The organism is Desulfurispirillum alkaliphilum (assembly GCF_055378285.1).
In genome coordinates, this window is the sequence record NZ_AP042405.1 from 1,648,831 (window position 1) to 1,668,508 (window position 19,678).

Genomic DNA, 19,678 nt, shown 5'->3' on the forward strand with positions numbered 1-19,678 from the left:
AATGGTTTTAATGAACAATAAGATGAGAGATGAGATTATTGCAATTAATCTAAATGGTAGGTCAATGCCAAAAAGACTCGCGAATATATTGAGCCATGGATTTTTAGAAGAAGAGGGTTGTTTTTTTCTCGCTTCACTAAAAAAAAAGTCGGGAAATGTTACTTTAAAAAGGTGCCATGACCATACTGGGTATGAATGTTTTGTTAATTCCATACATATTGATGACTATGTGAATGGTGATTATCTTGTATATGCTTTTTTATTTGTCGAGAAATGTTTTAATTATTGGAATAAATTAGGGAGAGATGAGGTATTAAACGCTGTAATATCAAAAAATAGATTTGGTTCTGTAGTGAAAATCCACTTAGTGAGAGAAGGGCAGTCATGGCTGAGTAATGATATTGAGGGGTATCGAGAAGAGGCTATTCTTTCAATACATTCAAGCGAATATTTGCGTTGTTTGTTATTGTGAGATTTGCACGAATGGGGCGTTGAAAGAAAAAGCAAAAGAAGCATTGGAGAGCAATAGTGTGCGTCCAGAAATATCACGCTGGCCGAGATGACTTATAGGAGGTGTTGTGCGTAGTAATGTGAAAAAATACTCTTTATTGAATGATATCGTGAAAAGCCTCGATAAGGATCATTTCGTTGGCAAAAATATCTATAAATACGAGAATTTTTTTATTTCATTCTCTCTAGGATTGGGAGTTCTGGATTAAAGAATAAAGATAATTTTTATATAGTTTCAATTCTTTGGGCAGTGAGTGATGGAGCTGCTAAAAGAGCTATTTCTATGTGTATAGAAGAAGATGATAATTCTCAAGCAAGCCCTCCTGCTGGCTTTATAGTTAACTTGTTTGATTTTAGGTATGGGTATATTGAAAAATGGGTTGATAGTGAGTGCTGTAATGTACTGGAGTCTGCGTTTTATCGAATGCAGGATGGGGTTTTTGTTAGTAGGAAAATTGAAACAGAAAAATATGTTTTTTACTTTAGAGATAATTGTTCTTCAAATATAGAGGATGTTGCCTATGCTACTCTTAAGAAATTATAGATATGCTAACTTTCTACAAAGCAGTTAGCGAAATTGCCGAACCAAGTAAGTGGTTAAAAGGGAATTAAACTGCTTCTCCTAATGATAGGGCAGCAGCAGAGGATTAAAGTGGGCCCAGTTGTCCAGACATATTTCAAGGAAGTTTAAGTTTTCTTATTGCAGCCTATGCCGCAAGCTTTTCCTCTTTTATTCTAAATACTGACATGTACATTTTGTCTGGTGTTCTGTAGTCAAGAGACTGATGAAACCTTCTGCTATTGTAGAAGGTGAATGTAACTCCTTCGTATACGCGACAGATAGAAACGAGGGTATTCTGCAATAATATGGAAATACATGACTAAGCGCATAAATTCCGTAATCAAGCAAGTCCTGTTCATTGCCTGCATCCTGTTGCTGTGGGCAGAGCCTGGGTTTTCCGCTGTTTCCAGGGTTCAGCTCGTTCGTGATTCGCTTGCTCAAAACGCCAACGCCGGCATCCAGCAGCATTATACCATCTACCATGACGAGAACTTGGGGTTCCTGAACTTTGCCGAAGCCCTTGACCAGACTGCCAAAGGCACCCAGCTCAAGAACGACCTGCTGCGCAACCCGGAGAACCATCACATCCTGGAAGGCCTGACCAGTGGCGATCCAGAGCTTTACGCTCAGGCCATGCAAGACCTGGGGCACCTGGCCCAGGCCAGATTCGGCCTCGATCTGAGTGACATCACCTTCTACGACGCCCAGCAAACCACGAGTCTCTCCCTGGCTGACACCATCCTGAATGATGTCAGGGGCGGCGCAGTTGCCGTCGAGGCGATGGTATTGCTGCTGCCAGAGGATGAGTTGGGACAGATGCAGGTTCCTGGATTTGGTGAAGGTTTGAGCCCCCAGGAAACCTGGAGCACCATCCTGCTCATGGCGGATGTTTACGAATCTCTTCGCCTTGGCCTTGGCGGAAAACCTGCAACGAACGCTGAAGATGTATCCGGTACGCCTGGGTATGTCGTCAATGATGAGGGTTTGGGGAGCGTTACGACCCCCATTCCTGACTCCCAGGGGCTGGGGAATGTGTTGGCGGAGGGTGGGGAAAACAGATTTTTGCCAGATCGTCCCTTGCCAAGAGACGAACATGGAAAAGCAATACCTGATGTTGAGTTACCGCATACTCAATTAGGAACCAAAGAAGGGAGAAAAGGTGATTATTTACAAGCACGTGAATGGAATTATGATACGAATGGGAATCTAGTGCCAAAACGAGATATTGACTTTACAGATCATGGAAGGCCACAAAAGCATGTGAATCCTCATCAGCATGACTATGTGCCCAACCCAACTGGTGGGACACTCCAGCGTAGTCGTAAGCCTAAACCTCTGGAGTTACCATGATGAGTTTTTACACGTTTCCATCCTTTAGAGATAATGGTACGTTAGTGCAACTAAATGACTTCCTGCGCATGATTCCAGAAAACGATTATATATGGAAAATAATATTTTTTGAGGGTATAGGAACTGCTCCTGAAAATTTGCGAATGGAAGAATTTGAAGCTTTAGTTGAAGCAAAACCCGATGGGTATAGTATGACATGGTCAGAGATTCAAATATTTGCTTGTTCACTAGAGCAAACTATTGATTGTTTGATTGTGGCTGGGAAAACAGACCCAAAAATTATTGGTGATAAATTGATGAAGGAAAGTTTTATTGATAGTGAGATAATCATTGAGGCATTCGACAGTACTGAGTGGGCAGTTTGGGCTAAGGATCAGAACTTAATGAGAAAGCTTAAGTCTACTTATTATCAAGCTGGTAGTCAACCTATAGGATTGCAATCGTATCGTGGGCCAGCTGTCCCTTTCTGAGATGAAAAGAAATAATGGAGTTGCTATTTTCTATTTCAGCTAATGCTGACACCCAATAGTTTAATCCCTCTCGACTCCAACACGAAGATCGTGCAATGAATCAAAAACCAAATTAAGATGAGTGCTGCCTAGTTGGAAGCTGGGTAATGAAAGATGGCGTTATGGTTCAAGACACAGTAGGCGAGCATATACAGTGGTTAATCGATTTTTTCTTCGAGCAGGTTGCAGTGGATGGAAAGAATTGGTCTACTTTGTATAGGGATCCTGATGATGGAAGTTATTGGGAATTGATTTATCCTCGAAGCCATATGCACGGTGGTGGACCGCCAGCACTTCAGCGTATAACTGAGAATGATGCTTGTGAGCGCTACAGTATTTCAAAGTGACATGGCGTCGCCTTGAAATAGTCAACTGGTAATAATAGTGTCAGTTATTACGTTGTGAACTCCTTCATAATTCAAAGTACGCTTTAACCGGATGAACCTAATAATCCATCAACAGGAGTAGATGGCTCCATATACCATGGGGGAGCTCATTCACAGACCCGTTTGCCAGTCGGTGATGGATTAGAGTCTCACTGTAAGCTTCCCCCTATACCCGACAGGTAGAAATTAGAGTATTCTGGAATTCTCCAGGAGGCTCATGATGAAGAAGTCCCGTTTCAGTGAATCGCAGATAGTGTCTATTCTCAAGGAAGTGGAAGCTGGCTTGCCGGTGAAGGAGGTATGTCGCAAGCACGGCATATCAGATGCCACGTACTATAACTGGAAATCCAAGTATGGTGGCATGCAGGCGTCAGATCTTCGTCGTATGAAGGAGCTTGAGCGAGAACTTTCCAAGCTTAAGCGAATGTATGCGGATATGGCTCTTGAGAATCACGCTCTTCGTGACTTGATCGAAAAAAAGCTCTGAGGCCGAGCGCGCAGCGTGATGCTGTAGAGCACCTTATCAGCGAACACCGTCTTTCTGTGCAGCGCAGCTGTCAGTGTGTCGGTCTGTCGCGCTCGGCCTGGTATTACAAGCCCAAAGAGAAGCCTTCTGATGATGCTGTGATCGAAGCTATTCATAAGGTACTGGAAAGCAAACAACAGTGGGGGTTCTGGAAAGTATGCCAGAGTCTTCGTAGAGAACACCCCTGGAACCATAAGCGCATTTACCGCGTATATCGCCTCCTGAAGCTGAACTTTCGAAACAAGGGGAAAAAGCGCCTGCCCGCTCGGGTGAAGATGCCACTGCTTGCTCCGCCACAGCCAAATCAGACCTGGTCTGCTGATTTCATGAGCGATGCGCTGTGCTCTGGACGGCGTTTTCGGACATTGAATGTCCTTGACGACTGTAACCGCGAAGTGGTTCACATCGAAATTGATACCTCAATAACTGGCAAACGGCTGATCCAGGTCTTTGAGCGCCTGCGCCAGGAACGAGGACTGCCGCAGGTACTGCGGACCGACAATGGCCCCGAATTTTTGCAGCATGAATTTGTGAACTGGGCGCAGGCCATGGGAATGAAGATGCAATACACACAACCGGGAAAACCAACCCAAAACGCTTACATTGAGAGGTTTAATCGCACCTACCGTAATGAATTACTCGACCTGTACATGTTCCGTAATCTCAACGAAGTGCGTGAAGCGACCTACTGGTGGATGATTGGCTATAACGAGGAGCGGCCTCATGACGCTTTAAATGGCATGACACCAGTGGAATACCTTGAAAAAATCAAAAAACAGGACTCTAATTTTAAACTGTCCTCTTGACAGGGAAGCTTACATCACCCATCTTCCTGCTGACTCTGTAACTTCAGTTCCACGAGCACAAGGACCTGCAATTCAAATGGACCCTGCTGATCACAGGGTAACTTCTAGTCATGGAAGTCAAGGTTTGGCTGGAGCAGAATATCGAGCAGAGATTGGTGATCTCATTGAGCAGGGCAGAATGCGTGATGCAATGGCTATTGAGATTCGAGATGTTCGTAGAGCGTCTAATGAGGTATCGGGGGATCAAACAAAATATAACCAAGCATTGCGTGAAATGTTAAACTATGCTCGCGAGCAAGGCCTTATTGATAAATAGGTGAAAAATGATTTTTGAATTGAAGCCTTATTCTGGAATTGGTCCTTTGCGATTTGGTATGTTGGAAGATGATGTACTAAGTCTTTTGGGAATGCCTATATCAAGAACAAAAAATAGAAGGAATGAGATTGAGGCAAGGTATAGTGATATTTTTATTCGATTTTCTTCTGATGGCCATGATTTGGTAGAGGTTGGATTTCTTGCTTCTTCGAATTTGATTTTTAATAATATTGATATTTTCAATGAAGATAACTCGTTAGAAAGTCTAATTGCTTTAGATGGGGATGTTCGTGAGTATCTTGGGTTTATTGTTTTTTTTAATCTTGGTTTGACGCTTACCGGGTTTCATGATGAGGATTATTTTCAGAGAGCTGCAACTTGCTTTTCTTACGGTCGTTGGGATCAGCTTAAATCAGCTATGCTTCCATTCGATACGTCCATTTGAAGGATCTACAAATGTGTAAGCTTCCCGGTCAAAGGGACGGTTTATGATTGGAGTCTTATTGTAATTTTCCTTTATATACGGCAGACAGAGACGAGAATATTTTATATTTGAGATTCTAGATATAGAGGCGAAGGGGAAACTATCCATCTTCCATTCCGGTATCAAAATTGAATTCTTGGATTTCTGATATAGTTGATGCAGTAAATGATTTGCCGGATGGGGTGTTGAAAGAAAACGCAAAAGAAGCATTGGAGAACAATAGTGTGCGTCCAGAAATATCACGCTGGTCGAGATGACTTATAGGAGGTGTTGTGCGTAGTAATGTGAAAAAATACTCTTTATTGAATGATATCGTGAAAAGCCTCGATAAGGATCATTTCGTTGGCAAAAATATCTATAAATACGAGGATTTTTTTTATTTCATTCTCTCTAGGATTGGGAGTTCTGGATTAAAGAATAAAGATGATTTTTATATAGTTTCAATTCTTTGGGCAGTGAGTGATGGAGCTGCTAAAAGAGCTATTTTTATGTGTATAGAAGAAGATGATAATTCTCAAGCAAGCCCTCCTGCTGGCTTTATAGTTAACTTGTTTGATTTTAGGTATGGGTATATTAAAAAATGGGTTGATAGTGAGTGCTGTAATGTACTGGAGTCTGCGTTTTATCGAATGCAGGATGGGGCTTTTGTTAGTAGGAAAATTGAAACAGAAAAATATGTTTTTTACTTTAGAGATAATTGTTCTTCAAATATAGAGGATGTTGCCTATGCTATTCTTAAGAAATTATAGATATGCTAACTTTCTACAAAGCAGTTAGCGAAATTGCCGAACTAAGTAAGTGGTTAAAAGGGAATCAAACTGCTTCTCCTAATGATAGGGCAGCAGCAGAGAATTTGATAAAAGACATGCGAAATGCATTGGGCTTAAGAGATGAATAAGCAATGTAATGAATTTGTAAATAACATTACTTCAATATCGGAAGGCCTAATGCTAGAAAAACAGAACTGTATACTTTACTGGCTACCAGATAGTCCGCCATTGACAACACTCTTTTCGTCTTTAGGTTATAGGATTGCTAAGGATTATATTTCAATGAGCATAGATGTCAAAAAATATATTTTTGAAGAAATTGAGAAGGCTATGAACAGTGGAGATGATGATTTAGAAACTGCAGTTGCAACCGGGTTGATTGAAGCAATAATATCTGAAAAACTCAATAATAAAGAATATAGTAATAGGGAATCTTGGGAATCTATGGTGAGGATGTTTGGAAAAAAAACATTGCATCATGCGAATGCTTGGATTGGATATTGAAGCTTCGGTTCTGAATTGCCAGTTTATCTTTGCCCGCAGGTTGTTTCTGTTGGCCTGCCAAGGGGTCTGTCAATAATTTTGTGTAAGTGGCGTCAGCGCCAACTACGGCCAGGGCAACATCGACGCCAGCTATGCCAGCGTGAACGAACAAAGCGGCATCCAGGCTGGCGACGGCGGCTTCCAGATCAATGTGGTGGGTGACACCAGTCTGATCGGCGGGGTGATCAGCAGTACCCAGGAAGCCGTGGAAAGTGGAGTGAACCAGTTTGAAACCGGCGGAGAACTGCACACCTCAGATATCCAGAACCACATGCAGTACTCAGCCAAATCCATCAGCGTGGGCACCGGCGGCGCCGGCTATGGCAGTGAGAGCGCCAGCCAGCAATCCACCAGCCAGGCCGGCATCAGTGGAGTGGCAGGTAATGCGGAAGTTCGCAGCGGCGATGCAGGCAGCGGGCTGGCAAACACCTTTGATGCCAGTAAAGTTCAGAAGGAACTGGACGCCCACGCCGCAATTACCGCCCAATTTGGTCAGCAGGCATCCACCGCCTGGGGCGACTACGCGAACCAGCAGTTTCTGGATGCGGTCACTCATGGTGATGAGCAGAGCGCAACCTGCTGGGCGCCCGACGGGAGCTGCCGCGCCGCTGGTCACATGCTGGTTGGTGGTGCCACTGGTGGCCTGGATGGTGCCCTGGGTGCAGGCTTTTCCAGCGTGAGTGCTCCTCACGTGCAAGCATTCTTCATTAAGCAGGGCTTGCCCGCCGAAGCTGCCGCCGCGCTGACTGAACTTACTGCCCTTGGCGCGGGAGCGCTGCTGGGTGACGGTGAAGGCGCCGTGGCGGGTTACAACGAAGCCAGCAATAATGCGGTGCAGTTTATGATGCCTGCCGGTGGACCTGTAGCTGCCAAAATGTGCCTGAGCTCGCCAGCCTGCGTGAAAGCCGTGATTATGGTTGGCGGCGCAGTTGCCGTCGAGGCGATGGTATTGCTGCTGCCAGAGGATGAGTTGGGACAGATGCAGGTTCCTGGATTTGGTGAAGGTTTGAGCCCCCAGGAAACCTGGAGCACCATCCTGCTCATGGCGGATGTTTACGAATCTCTTCGCCTTGGCCTTGGCGGAAAACCTGCAACGAACGCTGAAGATGTATCCGGTACGCCTGGGTATGTCGTCAATGATGAGGGTTTGGGGAGCGTTACGACCCCCATTCCTGACTCCCAGGGGCTGGGGAATGTGTTGGCGGAGGGTGGGGAAGGTGATTTTGTTGATTTAACAACTCCGCAGGGTAGAATACATATTTTGGATGGTGATGATAGAGGAGGTGGGCATAGAGCAGGCCGAAATGTTCCGGGAAAAAGTGAATTTCCTTCGGATTGGTCTGATGACAAAGTGATACATGTAATTGCAGATATTGCTACTGATCCTAATTCTCGACACACGAATCTTGCAAATGGTAGAGCTATTGTGGAGGGCGTAAGAGACGGTATTGAGGTACGCGTTATTGTGGGGAGCGATGGTAATATTGTTACTGGCTATCCAACAAATTTACTAAGGAATCCTTAATGAATAATTCTTTTGTTCACGATTATGACTCTGTAGAGTCGCTACTTTGTGAACTTTTGCGTATTATAGAAGACATCCCTTCAGATGGTGAGTCATTGACATTAATTCACCATTTTATTGGTTTTGCAGAGTATGGGCTTGCCTTTGAGCTAATCGTGGAGCTAGTTTTGGAAGAAAAAAAACAAATTCCATATTTGGTAGTTGATATATGTGAAAAACTGGTTGTTCTGATGAAGTATTCAGGTGATGAAATAGACTTATCGGCACTACGTGAACTTTGCTTAGATGCTTGATGTTTCATGTGTATAGTGGAATTCAAACTTCCCCTATGCGCGACAGACAAATACGAGGATATTCTGCAATAACTTGGAAATACATGACTGACTGCATAAGGCCTATGATGAAAAGAATTCTGCTCTCCGCCTGCATTTTGTTGATGTGGTAGAGCCGGGTATTGCCGCTGACTCCAGACTCCAATTGCCCGTGATTCGCTATTTGGAAATTCTCATGGTAGCAATAGTTAAGATTTAATACCTGAGAATTATGAAGGAAGAATAAGATCAGATAGTGCATGGGGCAGTGGTCAGGCGAGTATGTTAATAAAGTAACCGGAGGCAATAGCCATGAATAAATTTCGCAGTGTAAGTTATGCTGTTTTTTGTTTTATTTTCTTGTCGGGATGTCAATCTATCGAGGCAGTATATAGGTTTGGTGACATATTTATATTGGGTGCTCCAAGAGAACTGACCTGGGAGAAAAGAGATGCGCCTATATCCCAGGTTTATGCTGATTCGCTATGTAAGCTTCCCTGTCAAGAGGACAGTTTAAAATTAGAGTCCTGTTTTTTGATTTTTTCAAGGTATTCCACTGGTGTCATGCCATTTAAAGCGTCATGAGGCCGCTCCTCGTTATAGCCAATCATCCACCAGTAGGTCGCTTCACGCACTTCGTTGAGATTACGGAACATGTACAGGTCGAGTAATTCATTACGGTAGGTGCGATTAAACCTCTCAATGTAAGCGTTTTGGGTTGGTTTTCCCGGTTGTGTGTATTGCATCTTCATTCCCATGGCCTGCGCCCAGTTCACAAATTCATGCTGCAAAAATTCGGGGCCATTGTCGGTCCGCAGTACCTGCGGCAGTCCTCGTTCCTGGCGCAGGCGCTCAAAGACCTGGATCAGCCGTTTGCCAGTTATTGAGGTATCAATTTCGATGTGAACCACTTCGCGGTTACAGTCGTCAAGGACATTCAATGTCCGAAAACGCCGTCCAGAGCACAGCGCATCGCTCATGAAATCAGCAGACCAGGTCTGATTTGGCTGTGGCGGAGCAAGCAGTGGCATCTTCACCCGAGCGGGCAGGCGCTTTTTCCCCTTGTTTCGAAAGTTCAGCTTCAGGAGGCGATATACGCGGTAAATGCGCTTATGGTTCCAGGGGTGTTCTCTACGAAGACTCTGGCATACTTTCCAGAACCCCCACTGTTGTTTGCTTTCCAGTACCTTATGAATAGCTTCGATCACAGCATCATCAGAAGGCTTCTCTTTGGGCTTGTAATACCAGGCCGAGCGCGACAGACCGACACACTGACAGCTGCGCTGCACAGAAAGACGGTGTTCGCTGATAAGGTGCTCTACAGCATCACGCTGCGCGCTCGGCCTCAGAGCTTTTTTTCGATCAAGTCACGAAGAGCGTGATTCTCAAGAGCCATATCCGCATACATTCGCTTAAGCTTGGAAAGTTCTCGCTCAAGCTCCTTCATACGACGAAGATCTGACGCCTGCATGCCACCATACTTGGATTTCCAGTTATAGTACGTGGCATCTGATATGCCGTGCTTGCGACATACCTCCTTCACCGGCAAGCCAGCTTCCACTTCCTTGAGAATAGACACTATCTGCGATTCACTGAAACGGGACTTCTTCATCATGAGCCTCCTGGAGAATTCCAGAATACTCTAATTTCTACCTGTCGGGTATAGGGGGAAGCTTACAGCTATATTGTTTGAAATGGGCAGCTGTTGAGGTTCTTGATGAAGCAGATGTGCCCATGGTTGTATCAGATATCTCAAGCCTGTGTATGCTAAGATTAGGGTATCAATATATCAGACACCCAGAAGGGTATTCTGTAGAATGCCCCTATTTTTATAAAGGATTTTCGTATCATAGTGTTGGCTGTAGATCCCTTAGAGGAGAGTTATCATTAGGTGATTGGAGTGAGTATATTCCTGAGATAGATATTTTGATGAAAAATACGATTGATCGGTATGTTAAGCAGGGTCGCCATGACACTCCCACCTTCCCAGATGTTTATGGAAAAGTAATTGTTGATCCTCTTGATGATCCTCATCGTCATGATGGGTTTTATAAAGAAAAGATAATTCAGTATGAAAAGTGGATATCTCATCCGAAGTCAAGCTGGACTAGATTGAGAAAAGGAAAGCCCTACTATGACTCCACTTATTATCATACCTTTGCCCATGATCACTGGATTCACGAAGATTATAATAGGAAGCAGACTTTTCAACTTATATATGTCGATGATTATTGTGGTTATAATGATATATTTCCGCGTAGTGGCGATGAAATTCCTGATGATGAAAATATACGATGGTTAATATCAGAAAAACGAGTTTCTAATTTTGAGCAATGTATGATGAATCATGGTTTTGTTTATTATGATAATTTGCCTGGTGGATTAGGTGGTAGGTGTAGTTTTGAAAGGTATGAAAATTTGCCATCATGCAAGCATTTCGATAGCCAATTAATCGCTCCGCATCGTGGGGAAGTCTCTTCAATTGCGAATCCTTAGCAATGCCCTTGATCGGAGGTCAAGCTATATGGCAAAATTCTCTATTAAGAATGTCTTGATGCTTTTTATTGTTCTTATTTCCGGATGTTCTTCATTTACGCATCTTAGAATGCTTGCTGAAGCCTCTGATAACTCAGAAAGAGCAAGGTTGCGAGTCATTGCAGAGTACCCTGGGTTAATAATGGCAACGCCAAATAAGAATTGCTTTGATAGATCTGATCCAGATTCAGGATCTGTTGTCTTCGGTAGAACATTTGGCGGGCGTGCTTATCATAGCAAAAGAATAGGGATGCCTGATGCATCCGTAAAGGGAGATAGTATTTCATCAGGTGAGCTTTATGTTCTTGCAAATTTACCATTTACTTTAGCTTATGTTCACGGATTTTATCGTGGAAAAATTTATGATTGCAATATTTATGTAACATTTGTTCCGTTAGCTGGTCATGATTATGAAGTAAAGGCATCGCTTAACTCATCAAATTGTTTTTTATCAATAAGTGATTTAACTAATTCAAGACCTGTTTATTTTTATGACGCTAATTTGTGTGGGAAATGATACATAGAAAGAAGGGAAATGCTATCTTTTGGGCTCCTCAGTAGAATCTGTGGGTCGGTTTTGGTTCCGGTAAATCTCTAAGCTCTTGAAATGAAACAACTTTCAGGTGTAAGCTTCCCCCTATACCCGACAGGGAGAAATGAGAGTATTCTGGAATTCCCCAGGAGGCTCATGAGGGAGAATTTGCTGACGGTGCTCCCATTTGCAACTCTTCTCTTGACAGAAAAGCTTATATTAGAGGTAAAGTATTTTTCTGATGCGGAAGCACCTGTGGTGAAGATGCAGAACTTTTTCGAAAGGGCTACCATGCTAACTAAACGAATCATCCCCTGCCTCGATGTGGACAAGGGGCGGGTGGTCAAGGGTATAAACTTCGTCAACCTGGTGGATGCCGGTGATCCGGTGGAGGTGGCCCGTCGCTACGATCTGGCGGGGGCTGATGAGGTGACGTTTCTCGATATCACGGCTTCCAGCGATGCCCGTGGCATTCTGCTGGATGTGGTGCGCCGCACGGCGGATCAGGTCTTCATCCCTTTGACGGTGGGTGGTGGCGTGCGGGAGCTGGAGGATATCCGCCAGCTGCTCAACGCCGGTGCCGACAAGGTGAGTATCAACACGGCGGCGGTGAAAAATCCCGAATTCGTGCGCGCTGCCAGTGAGCGTTTCGGCAGCCAGTGTATTGTGGTGGCTGTCGATGGCAAGCGGGTGGGAGACCACTGGGAGATTTTTACCCACGGTGGGCGCAATGCCACGGGTATCGACGCGGTGGAGTGGTGTCAGCGCATGGAGTCCTACGGCTGCGGCGAGATTCTGCTGACCAGCATGGACTGTGACGGTACCAAGAATGGCTACGACCTGGAGTTTACCCGGGCGGTTTCCACGGCGGTGGGTATTCCCGTCATTGCCAGTGGTGGCGTGGGTAACCTGGAGCATATCTATGATGGCTTTGTGGAGGGTAAGGCCGATGCGGCCCTGGCGGCTTCCATCTTCCACTTCGGCATGTACACCATCGGCGAGGCCAAGGAGTATCTTGATCGCCGTGGCATTCCCGTGCGTCTGCCTCGTCCATGTGGCGCATAGAGGGCAAACGCTACATTGGCCTGAATGAATACTTCCGTTTCCACTTCGGCACCAGGGTCTACAAGGTGCCGGTGGATGCGGGTTTTTCCTGTCCCAATCGCGAAAGCCGCCAGCAGGGCGGCTGTGTCTACTGTTCCCCTTCCGGCAGTGCGGCGGCCATTGCTGCCGAGCATGATTCCATCACCGAACAGGTGCAGCGGTCCATTGCCTCTCTGCGTCGCCGCCACAAGGCGCGCAAATTCCTGGCCTACTTTCAGGCTTATTCCAATACTCACGCGCCGGTGGATGAGCTGCGCCTGCTCTATGACCGGGTGCTGTCTCTGAGTGAGGACTTCATCGGCCTGTCCATCGGTACCCGTCCCGACTGCATGGACCATGAGCGCCTTGATCTGCTGGAGTCCTACCAGCGCCGGGGCTGCGAGCTGTGGGTGGAGTACGGGGTGCAGAGCCTGAAGGAGGAGTCCCTGGAGTTTATTCGCCGGGGCCACGATGTGGATACGGCTCTGCGGGCTATCGAGGCGACTCGCCGGCGGGGAATCAAGGTGTGTGCTCATGTCATCTTTGGCCTGCCCACGGAGAGCCTGCAGGAGAGTGTCGAGGGGGTGAGGCGGCTGGGAGAGCTGGGCATCGACGGAATCAAGATCCATATGCTGCATATTATGGAGGGTACGGAGCTGGCCCGTATGTATCGTCAGCATCCTTTTCTCTTGCCGTCTCTTGAGGAGTATGCCGATGCGGTTGCGCAGGCTATTGGTGCTCTGCCTCCGGGCTGCATTCTCCACCGTCTGACGGGTGATGCTTCGTCGCGGGAGCAACTGGTGGCTCCAGCCTGGATTGAAAAAAAACAGCGGGTGCTTGACGCCATCGACAACTCCATGGCCCGCAAAGGAATATCGCAGGGCGATTGTCTGTTGTAGTGGTAATGTGGCGTGATTTTGAGACGCGCCTGAGACTTTCGGTTATTCACAAGTGCCTGTGTTTTTAATGAGTTATACTTCGATTCTTCGCAAATCCCCATGGATTCTTGGCCACGGAATGTGGCGTTTTTTTGGTTGTCCGGTAGCAGGCAAGATGATAGTATTTCCTTCCTTTGAGGGAACAAGGGGCAGGCCGATGGGCTTGCCCCTTTATTTACCTTATCTTCTGCTACTGGGCAGGGAATTCACCACGGAGGAGAGAAGTCATGACGGTAGAGACGCGGAAAGTATCACTGACGGAGACGGCGGAAACAGTTCTGCAGCGACGCTATTACCTCAAGGATGCCCAGGGTCATCCCGTGGAAAACTGGGAAAAACTCTGCCGCCGGGTGGCCAACGCGGTAGCGCTGCCTGATCGCGAACTGGATGATTACGAGGAAGTTCGCGATCATTTCTTCTCCCTTATATACAGTCTGGATTTTCTGCCCAACTCTCCGTGCCTGATGAATGCCGGGACCGGCATCGGCCAGCTCTCGGCCTGCTTTGTTCTGCCTGTGGAAGATTCCATGGAGGGGATTTTTACGGCGGTCAAGAACGGCGCTCTCGTGCACAAAACCGGTGGTGGCACTGGCTACTCCTTCTCGCGTCTGCGCCCCAGGAACGCCACAGTCAGCTCCACCCAGGGTGTGGCCAGCGGTCCCCTGAGCTTCGCGGCGGTGTTTGACGTGGCGACGGAAACCATCAAGCAGGGTGGCAAGCGCCGTGGTGCCAACATGGGGGTCATGCGCGTTGACCATCCCGATATCATGGATTTTATCTGCGCCAAGGAAGATCAGACGCGCTTTAATAACTTCAATTTCAGTGTGGCCATTACCGATGAGTTCATGCAGGCCCTCTATGACGAGCGGGAGTACGCGCTGGTTGATCCGGTCACCAAGGAGATCGTCAGTTCCCTCAATGCCCGCACGGTCTTCGACAAGATTGTAGACCTGGCCTGGCACAATGGTGAGCCGGGGGTACTCTTCATCGACGCGGCCAACCGTGCCAACCCGACTCCCCAGCTGGGCGAGTTTGAGGCCACCAACCCCTGTGGTGAGCAGTGGCTGCTGCCCTATGAGAGCTGTAACCTGGGCTCCATCAACCTGGGGAACTTCGTGGAGGGTGGCCGTGTTGACTACGATCGCCTGGCCAGGACAACCCGTCTGGCGACGCGCTTTCTGGATAATGTGATTGACTGCAATGTCTTCCCGATTCCCGAGATCAAAGAGATGACCATGAAGACCCGCAAGATCGGCCTGGGTATCATGGGCATGCATGATATGCTGATTCAGATGGGGCTTTCCTATGCTTCCAATGAAGGGCGCAAGCTGTGCGCCGAGGTGATGAAGTATATTCGCACCATCTCCGAGGAGACTTCCATTGAGCTGGCCAAGGTCAAGGGGCCTTTTCCGGCATTCGACCCGGCAATCAATACCTATACGCCCCGACGCAATGCCGCCCTTACGTCCATTCAGCCTACGGGAACGGTTTCCATGATCGCTGACTGCGCCAGTGGCTGCGAGCCTTACTTCTCCATTGTCATGGTCAAGCACGTCATGGATGGCGACAAGCTGTTGATGGTCAACAAGCATTTTGAGGAAATTGCCCGCGCGGAGGGCTTCTACTCCACCGAGCTCATGGCCCGCGTGGCCGACAGTGGCACCGTGGTGGGGCATGAAGAGATTCCGGTGAAGTGGCAGGAGATCTTCTGCACGGCCCAGGATATCACGCCTTCCGATCACATTCAGATGCAGGGAATCCTGCAGCAGAGCGGAGTGGACAGCTCCATCAGCAAGACCATCAATATGCCCAACACGGCCACCAAGGAAGATGTGCGCCTGGCGTACCTCATGGGCTATGAAATGGGCTGCAAGGGCCTGACGGTCTATCGTGATGGTTCGCGCGATGGGCAGGTGCTCAATACGAAGTCCGCTTCGGAGGCGTCCCAGAAGGAGGCCATGGTCAACTCCCAGGGCCTTATCGGCAAGCAGGGCCTGCCTGACGAACTGAGCGCCAAGCGCTACCGCCTCAAGGACCCCGACCATAATAATGTCTACATTATTATATGCTTCGATGAGAACGAGAAGCCCATGGAGGTCTTCGCCAAGTTCCCCTTTGAGAATCGCATTGACCTCAAGGACAAGTCCACCATGTGGACCACCACCTGCCGCCTGGTCTCCCTGGCGCTGCGCTACAACATTCCCATGGAAGAGATCATCAAGCAGCTGGACCGCTCCAGCGGTCATATGCTGGATCTGCCTGCTCAGCTGGGCAAGCTGCTGAAGTCGTTTATGGCGGGAACCCAGAATGGTTTCCACAGCAAGTGCCCCGATTGCGGCGGCATGCTGGCCTTTGAAGAGGGCTGCGAAACCTGCCACAGCTGTGGCTACAGCAAGTGCTCCTGATGGGCTCCGGTGGATGAGCCATGGGGTATAAAAATCTCCAGTCGTGTGTGGCGGATCTGGAACGCCATGGAATGCTGATTCGCATTGATGAGCCTCTCAGCCTGAATATGGAGGTTGGTGCTGTGCAGCGTCGGGTCTATGCCGCTGGCGGTCCGGCCTTGCTTTTCACCAATGTAAAGGAGACGGCGTTTCCCCTTCTGGGCAACCTCTTTGGTACCCTGGAGCGTACCCGCTGGATTTTTCGGGATACGCTGGATGTCATAGAGAGCCTGGTGCGGTTGAAGCTTCACCCCATGGAGGCTCTGCGGCATCCGCTGAAATTTCGTGGCGCGCCCATGGGGGCGCTGCATCTTCTGCCCCGCCGTGTATCCGGGGGGCCGGTGCTTGATCGCACCATTTCCTCTTCCGAGCTGCCGCAGCTGGTTTCCTGGCCCCGTGATGGCGGAGCGTTTATCACGCTGCCCCAGGTCTACTCGGAGAGCCTGCAGAGCCCTGGCCTGCGGGGTGGCAACCTGGGGATGTACCGGGTGCAGATCTCCGGCAATGAGTATTCCCCCGATCGTGAAATGGGAGTGCACTACCAGATACACCGCGGTATCGGAGTGCACCACCGTGAAGCCATAGAGCGTGGCGTGCCTCTGCCGGTCAATATATTCGTGGGGGGAGCGCCTTCCATGACCATGGCTGCGGTTATGCCTCTTCCGGAAGGTATGCCGGAACTCTCCTTTGCCGGGCTGCTCGGTGGCCACCGCGTACCAATGGTTACGCGGGCTGGAGGCCTGCCCTTTCCCGCCCAGGCGGATTTTGTGATCCGAGGGACCATTGATCCGGCCAAGGTAAAGCCTGAAGGCCCCTTTGGCGACCACCTGGGCTACTACAGCCTTGTGCACGACTTTCCGGTTCTTGATATCAAGGAGATCTTCTGCCGTCGCGATGCCATCTGGCCCTTTACGACGGTAGGGCGCCCTCCCCAGGAGGACACCTCCTTCGGTACCTTTATCCACGAACTCACCGGTGAGTTGATCCCGACGGTGCTCCCGGGTATCTGCGAGGTCCATGCCGTTGACGCGGCGGGAGTACATCCGCTGCTGCTGGCCATAGGCAGCGAGCGCTATACTCCCTATAATCCCCTGAGTGAACCCCAGGAGTTGCTTACGCAGGCCAATGCCATTCTCGGCCATGGCCAGCTGTCGCTGGCGAAGTTTCTGTTTATCGCAGCCCGCGAGGATAATGCCGACCTTGATACCCACAATATCCGCGAGTACTTCACCCATGTCCTGGAGCGCGTCGACTGGCGTCGGGACGTGCACTTCCAGACCATGACGACTATTGATACCCTCGACTATACCGGTCACGGACTCAATCGCGGTTCAAAGGTGGTTATCGCGGCTGCTGGAGCGCCACGGCGCTGTCTTGAGGGCACGCTGCCCGCCCAGATGGAGCTTCCGGCAGGGTTCAGGCGCCCTACCGTGGCCATGCCGGGCATTCTCGTGATCAGTGGGCCTGCCTGCACTGCTCGAAAGAAGCAGGGAGGTGATCCTGATATCAAGGAGCTCTGCCGCGTGCTGCGGGAGCACCCGCTGCCCGAAGCCTGCGCCATGGTTGTCGTGGTTGATGACAGTGAGTTTGCCGCCCGTACCGAAGAGAATTTCCTCTGGGTTACCTTTACCCGCTCAAATCCGGCCACGGATATCTATGGAGTGGGCGCCTTCACCGAAAACAAGCACTGGGGGTGCACCGGCCCATTGATTATTGACGCGCGTACCAAGGCGGGACATGCGCCTGGTCTGGAGGAAGACCCTGCTGTGACCAGACGGGTTGAAGAGCTGGCGGCACAAGGTGGCCCTTTATTTCAGGTAATTTAGTTGACACTTTGGGCAAGTTGTTGGATAACAGTGCAGACCGTGTCGCACCAGCCTGAACGGGGCTGGGTATGAAAGGCTGCGCAGGTTCCAAAAAAGGATTGACAGCGGGAAACTCCCTGGTATATACCTTGTCTGTTTTGTTTTTGGGCCCAAGTAGCTCAGTAGGTTAGAGTACGTCCTTGGTAAGGACGAGGTCGGCGGTTCGAATCCGCTCTTGGGCTCCACAACGCTGCTATATCAGATTCGCGATATATGGAACGATTATGTACTTGAACATTCGAGGAGGATTTACAGATGGCAAAAGCAAAGTTTGAGCGCACAAAACCGCACGTCAACATAGGTACCATCGGACACGTTGACCACGGAAAGACCACGCTCACTGCTGCGATTACAACGGTCTTGGCTAAAGCTGGCGGCGCTCAGGCCATAGCTTATGACCAGATTGACAAAGCTCCTGAGGAAAAAGAGCGCGGCATCACCATTTCCACGTCACACGTTGAGTATGAGACGGCAAACCGTCACTATGCCCACGTTGACTGCCCCGGTCACGCCGACTACGTAAAGAACATGATCACCGGTGCCGCTCAGATGGACGGCGCTATTCTGGTTGTTTCCGCAGCTGATGGCCCCATGCCTCAGACTCGTGAACACATCCTGCTGGCCCGTCAGGTTGGCGTTCCCAAGATCGTTGTTTTCCTGAACAAGGCTGACATGGTCGATGACGAGGAGCTGCTTGAGCTGGTTGAAATGGAAGTTCGCGAACTCCTCTCCGAGTACGATTTCCCTGGCGACGATACCCCTATCGTTACGGGTTCTGCTCTGCGTGCCCTGGAAGACCCTGAGGGCGACTGGGCTCAGAAAATCCTTGACCTGATGGCTGCGGTTGATGAATACATCCCGACTCCTGAGCGTGAAACTGACAAGCCCCTGCTGATGCCTGTGGAAGACGTGTTCTCCATTTCCGGCCGTGGTACCGTTGTTACCGGTCGTATTGAGCGCGGTATTGTCAAGGTTGGCGAGGAGATCGAAATCGTTGGTATCCGCGACACCCAGAAGACCGTAGTTACGGGCGTAGAAATGTTCCGCAAGCTGCTGGATCAAGGTCAGGCCGGCGATAACGTTGGTATCCTGCTGCGCGGCGTGAAGCGTGACGATGTTGAACGTGGTCAGGTTATCGCCAAGCCAGGTTCCATTACTCCTCACACCCAGTTTGAAGGCGAAATCTACGTTCTGACCAAGGAAGAAGGCGGACGTCACACTCCATTCTTCAGTGGATACCGTCCTCAGTTCTACTTCAGAACCACTGACATCACTGGTATCGTAACGCTGCCTGAAGGCACTGAGATGGTTATGCCCGGTGATAACCTCAAGGTTACTGGCGAGCTGATCAACCCCATCGCGATGGAAGAAGGCCTGCGCTTCGCTATCCGTGAAGGCGGAAGAACAGTTGGTGCCGGTGTTGTAACCAAGATCCTCAAGTAAACCTGACGGATAAACTATTCTGATAACAGGGGTGCGGTGCTCCGTGGAGAACGCACTCCTTCTTTTTGTGGAGAAAACACCATGCGAGATATTATTACCCTGGCTTGTGAGGTCTGCAAGAACCGCAACTACACAACCACCAAAAACAAGCGTACCATGACAGACAAGCTGGAACTCAAGAAGTACTGCAAGTTTGACCGGAAGCATACGCTGCATCGTGAAACGAAGTAATTGATCTGT

The 19,678-nt window shown here is 48.9% G+C and carries 21 protein-coding genes and 1 tRNA gene; 21 read left to right on the plus strand and 1 reads right to left on the minus strand.

The window, feature by feature from the left end:
* The first annotated feature begins 1 nt into the window (after position 1).
* From ACZ46I_RS07395 to ACZ46I_RS07450, 12 genes are all read left to right on the plus strand, one after another.
* Positions 2–472 (plus strand): hypothetical protein, encoded by a 471-nt coding sequence (locus tag ACZ46I_RS07395; RefSeq protein WP_464280393.1) that lies wholly within the window; start codon positions 2–4, stop codon positions 470–472.
* Between the two features lie 321 nt (positions 473–793).
* Positions 794–1,054 (plus strand): hypothetical protein, encoded by a 261-nt coding sequence (locus tag ACZ46I_RS07400; RefSeq protein WP_464280394.1) that lies wholly within the window; start codon positions 794–796, stop codon positions 1,052–1,054.
* Between the two features lie 333 nt (positions 1,055–1,387).
* A complete protein-coding gene (locus ACZ46I_RS07405) occupies positions 1,388–2,422 on the plus strand; it encodes a hypothetical protein (RefSeq protein ID WP_464280395.1) in 1,035 nt (344 codons plus the stop codon).
* Positions 2,419–2,892 (plus strand): hypothetical protein, encoded by a 474-nt coding sequence (locus ACZ46I_RS07410; protein ID WP_464280396.1) that lies wholly within the window; start codon positions 2,419–2,421, stop codon positions 2,890–2,892. The genes ACZ46I_RS07405 and ACZ46I_RS07410 overlap by 4 nt, the downstream gene beginning before the upstream one ends.
* Before the next feature lie 146 nt (positions 2,893–3,038).
* Complete coding sequence (locus ACZ46I_RS07415) at positions 3,039–3,278, plus strand: Imm27 family immunity protein (RefSeq protein WP_464280397.1); 240 nt, start codon at positions 3,039–3,041, stop codon at positions 3,276–3,278.
* A gap of 259 nt (positions 3,279–3,537) precedes the next feature.
* A protein-coding gene (locus ACZ46I_RS07420) for an IS3 family transposase (RefSeq protein ID WP_464281847.1) occupies positions 3,538–4,649 on the plus strand; the annotation gives its coding sequence in 2 pieces (ribosomal slippage) (positions 3,538–3,799 and positions 3,799–4,649; 1,113 coding nt in all).
* A complete protein-coding gene (locus tag ACZ46I_RS07425) occupies positions 4,603–4,965 on the plus strand; it encodes a hypothetical protein (RefSeq protein ID WP_464280398.1) in 363 nt (120 codons plus the stop codon). Before ACZ46I_RS07420 ends, ACZ46I_RS07425 begins: the two co-directional genes overlap by 47 nt.
* A 7-nt stretch (positions 4,966–4,972) precedes the next feature.
* Positions 4,973–5,410 (plus strand): hypothetical protein, encoded by a 438-nt coding sequence (locus ACZ46I_RS07430; protein WP_464280399.1) that lies wholly within the window; start codon positions 4,973–4,975, stop codon positions 5,408–5,410.
* Between the two features lie 311 nt (positions 5,411–5,721).
* A complete protein-coding gene (locus tag ACZ46I_RS07435; protein WP_464280400.1) occupies positions 5,722–6,198 on the plus strand; it encodes a hypothetical protein in 477 nt (158 codons plus the stop codon).
* 198 nt (positions 6,199–6,396) lie between these two features.
* Positions 6,397–6,723, plus strand: a complete 327-nt coding sequence (locus ACZ46I_RS07440) for a hypothetical protein (protein ID WP_464280401.1) — start codon at positions 6,397–6,399, stop codon at positions 6,721–6,723.
* Between the two features lie 139 nt (positions 6,724–6,862).
* Positions 6,863–8,287 carry an EndoU domain-containing protein gene (locus ACZ46I_RS07445; RefSeq protein WP_464280402.1) on the plus strand — a complete coding sequence of 475 codons (1,425 nt, stop codon included), beginning with the start codon at positions 6,863–6,865 and terminating at the stop codon, positions 8,285–8,287.
* Entirely contained in the window at positions 8,287–8,580 is a 294-nt protein-coding gene (locus ACZ46I_RS07450; protein ID WP_464280403.1) for a hypothetical protein, read from the plus strand. The genes ACZ46I_RS07445 and ACZ46I_RS07450 overlap by 1 nt, the downstream gene beginning before the upstream one ends.
* A 518-nt stretch (positions 8,581–9,098) precedes the next feature.
* On the opposite strand, the gene ACZ46I_RS07455 is transcribed toward ACZ46I_RS07450, so the two are convergent.
* Positions 9,099–10,210, minus strand: a protein-coding gene (locus tag ACZ46I_RS07455) for an IS3 family transposase (protein WP_464281847.1) whose coding sequence is annotated in 2 segments (ribosomal slippage) — positions 9,099–9,949 and positions 9,949–10,210 — 1,113 coding nt in all. Because the reading frame shifts where the segments join, the coding sequence is not laid out codon by codon here.
* Positions 10,211–10,287: 77 nt separating this feature from the next.
* Here ACZ46I_RS07455 and ACZ46I_RS07460 point away from each other — a divergent pair.
* The 9 genes from ACZ46I_RS07460 (at position 10,288) to rpmG (ending at position 19,669) form a co-directional block, all read left to right on the plus strand.
* Entirely contained in the window at positions 10,288–11,094 is an 807-nt protein-coding gene (locus tag ACZ46I_RS07460) for a hypothetical protein (protein WP_464280404.1), read from the plus strand.
* Positions 11,095–11,122: 28 nt separating this feature from the next.
* Positions 11,123–11,650 (plus strand): hypothetical protein, encoded by a 528-nt coding sequence (locus tag ACZ46I_RS07465; RefSeq protein WP_464280405.1) that lies wholly within the window; start codon positions 11,123–11,125, stop codon positions 11,648–11,650.
* Positions 11,651–11,956: 306 nt separating this feature from the next.
* Positions 11,957–12,730: an imidazole glycerol phosphate synthase subunit HisF gene (gene hisF, locus ACZ46I_RS07470; protein WP_013506562.1), complete on the plus strand. Its 774-nt coding sequence runs from the start codon at positions 11,957–11,959 to the stop codon at positions 12,728–12,730.
* On the plus strand, positions 12,718–13,647 hold the full coding sequence (gene mnmL / locus ACZ46I_RS07475; protein WP_464280406.1) for a tRNA modification radical SAM protein MnmL/YtqA: 930 nt from the start codon (positions 12,718–12,720) through the stop codon (positions 13,645–13,647). Before hisF ends, mnmL begins: the two co-directional genes overlap by 13 nt.
* Positions 13,648–13,913: 266 nt before the next feature.
* A complete protein-coding gene (locus ACZ46I_RS07480) occupies positions 13,914–16,091 on the plus strand; it encodes an adenosylcobalamin-dependent ribonucleoside-diphosphate reductase (RefSeq protein WP_226507844.1) in 2,178 nt (725 codons plus the stop codon).
* A gap of 20 nt (positions 16,092–16,111) precedes the next feature.
* Positions 16,112–17,956: a UbiD family decarboxylase gene (locus tag ACZ46I_RS07485; protein ID WP_464280407.1), complete on the plus strand. Its 1,845-nt coding sequence runs from the start codon at positions 16,112–16,114 to the stop codon at positions 17,954–17,956.
* A gap of 147 nt (positions 17,957–18,103) precedes the next feature.
* Positions 18,104–18,180: transfer RNA gene (locus ACZ46I_RS07490), tRNA-Thr, on the plus strand.
* A 70-nt stretch (positions 18,181–18,250) separates the two neighbouring features.
* Positions 18,251–19,438: an elongation factor Tu gene (gene tuf / locus ACZ46I_RS07495; RefSeq protein ID WP_464280408.1), complete on the plus strand. Its 1,188-nt coding sequence runs from the start codon at positions 18,251–18,253 to the stop codon at positions 19,436–19,438.
* An 81-nt stretch (positions 19,439–19,519) separates the two neighbouring features.
* Positions 19,520–19,669 carry a 50S ribosomal protein L33 gene (gene rpmG / locus ACZ46I_RS07500; RefSeq protein WP_013506557.1) on the plus strand — a complete coding sequence of 50 codons (150 nt, stop codon included), beginning with the start codon at positions 19,520–19,522 and terminating at the stop codon, positions 19,667–19,669.
* Positions 19,670–19,678 lie beyond the last annotated feature (9 nt).

Coding starts and splice junctions, on each gene's coding strand:
- ACZ46I_RS07410 (WP_464280396.1), top strand. CDS start 2,419: ATGATGAGTTTTTACACGTTTCCATCCTTTAGAGATAATGGTACGTTA.
- ACZ46I_RS07430 (WP_464280399.1), top strand. CDS start 4,973: ATGATTTTTGAATTGAAGCCTTATTCTGGAATTGGTCCTTTGCGATTT.
- ACZ46I_RS07465 (WP_464280405.1), top strand. CDS start 11,123: ATGGCAAAATTCTCTATTAAGAATGTCTTGATGCTTTTTATTGTTCTT.
- ACZ46I_RS07485 (WP_464280407.1), top strand. CDS start 16,112: ATGGGGTATAAAAATCTCCAGTCGTGTGTGGCGGATCTGGAACGCCAT.
- ACZ46I_RS07450 (WP_464280403.1), top strand. CDS start 8,287: ATGAATAATTCTTTTGTTCACGATTATGACTCTGTAGAGTCGCTACTT.
- ACZ46I_RS07405 (WP_464280395.1), top strand. CDS start 1,388: ATGACTAAGCGCATAAATTCCGTAATCAAGCAAGTCCTGTTCATTGCC.
- ACZ46I_RS07480 (WP_226507844.1), top strand. CDS start 13,914: ATGACGGTAGAGACGCGGAAAGTATCACTGACGGAGACGGCGGAAACA.
- ACZ46I_RS07440 (WP_464280401.1), top strand. CDS start 6,397: ATGCTAGAAAAACAGAACTGTATACTTTACTGGCTACCAGATAGTCCG.
- ACZ46I_RS07415 (WP_464280397.1), top strand. CDS start 3,039: ATGAAAGATGGCGTTATGGTTCAAGACACAGTAGGCGAGCATATACAG.
- rpmG (WP_013506557.1), top strand. CDS start 19,520: ATGCGAGATATTATTACCCTGGCTTGTGAGGTCTGCAAGAACCGCAAC.
- ACZ46I_RS07400 (WP_464280394.1), top strand. CDS start 794: ATGTGTATAGAAGAAGATGATAATTCTCAAGCAAGCCCTCCTGCTGGC.
- mnmL (WP_464280406.1), top strand. CDS start 12,718: ATGTGGCGCATAGAGGGCAAACGCTACATTGGCCTGAATGAATACTTC.
- ACZ46I_RS07395 (WP_464280393.1), top strand. CDS start 2: ATGGTTTTAATGAACAATAAGATGAGAGATGAGATTATTGCAATTAAT.
- hisF (WP_013506562.1), top strand. CDS start 11,957: ATGCTAACTAAACGAATCATCCCCTGCCTCGATGTGGACAAGGGGCGG.
- tuf (WP_464280408.1), top strand. CDS start 18,251: ATGGCAAAAGCAAAGTTTGAGCGCACAAAACCGCACGTCAACATAGGT.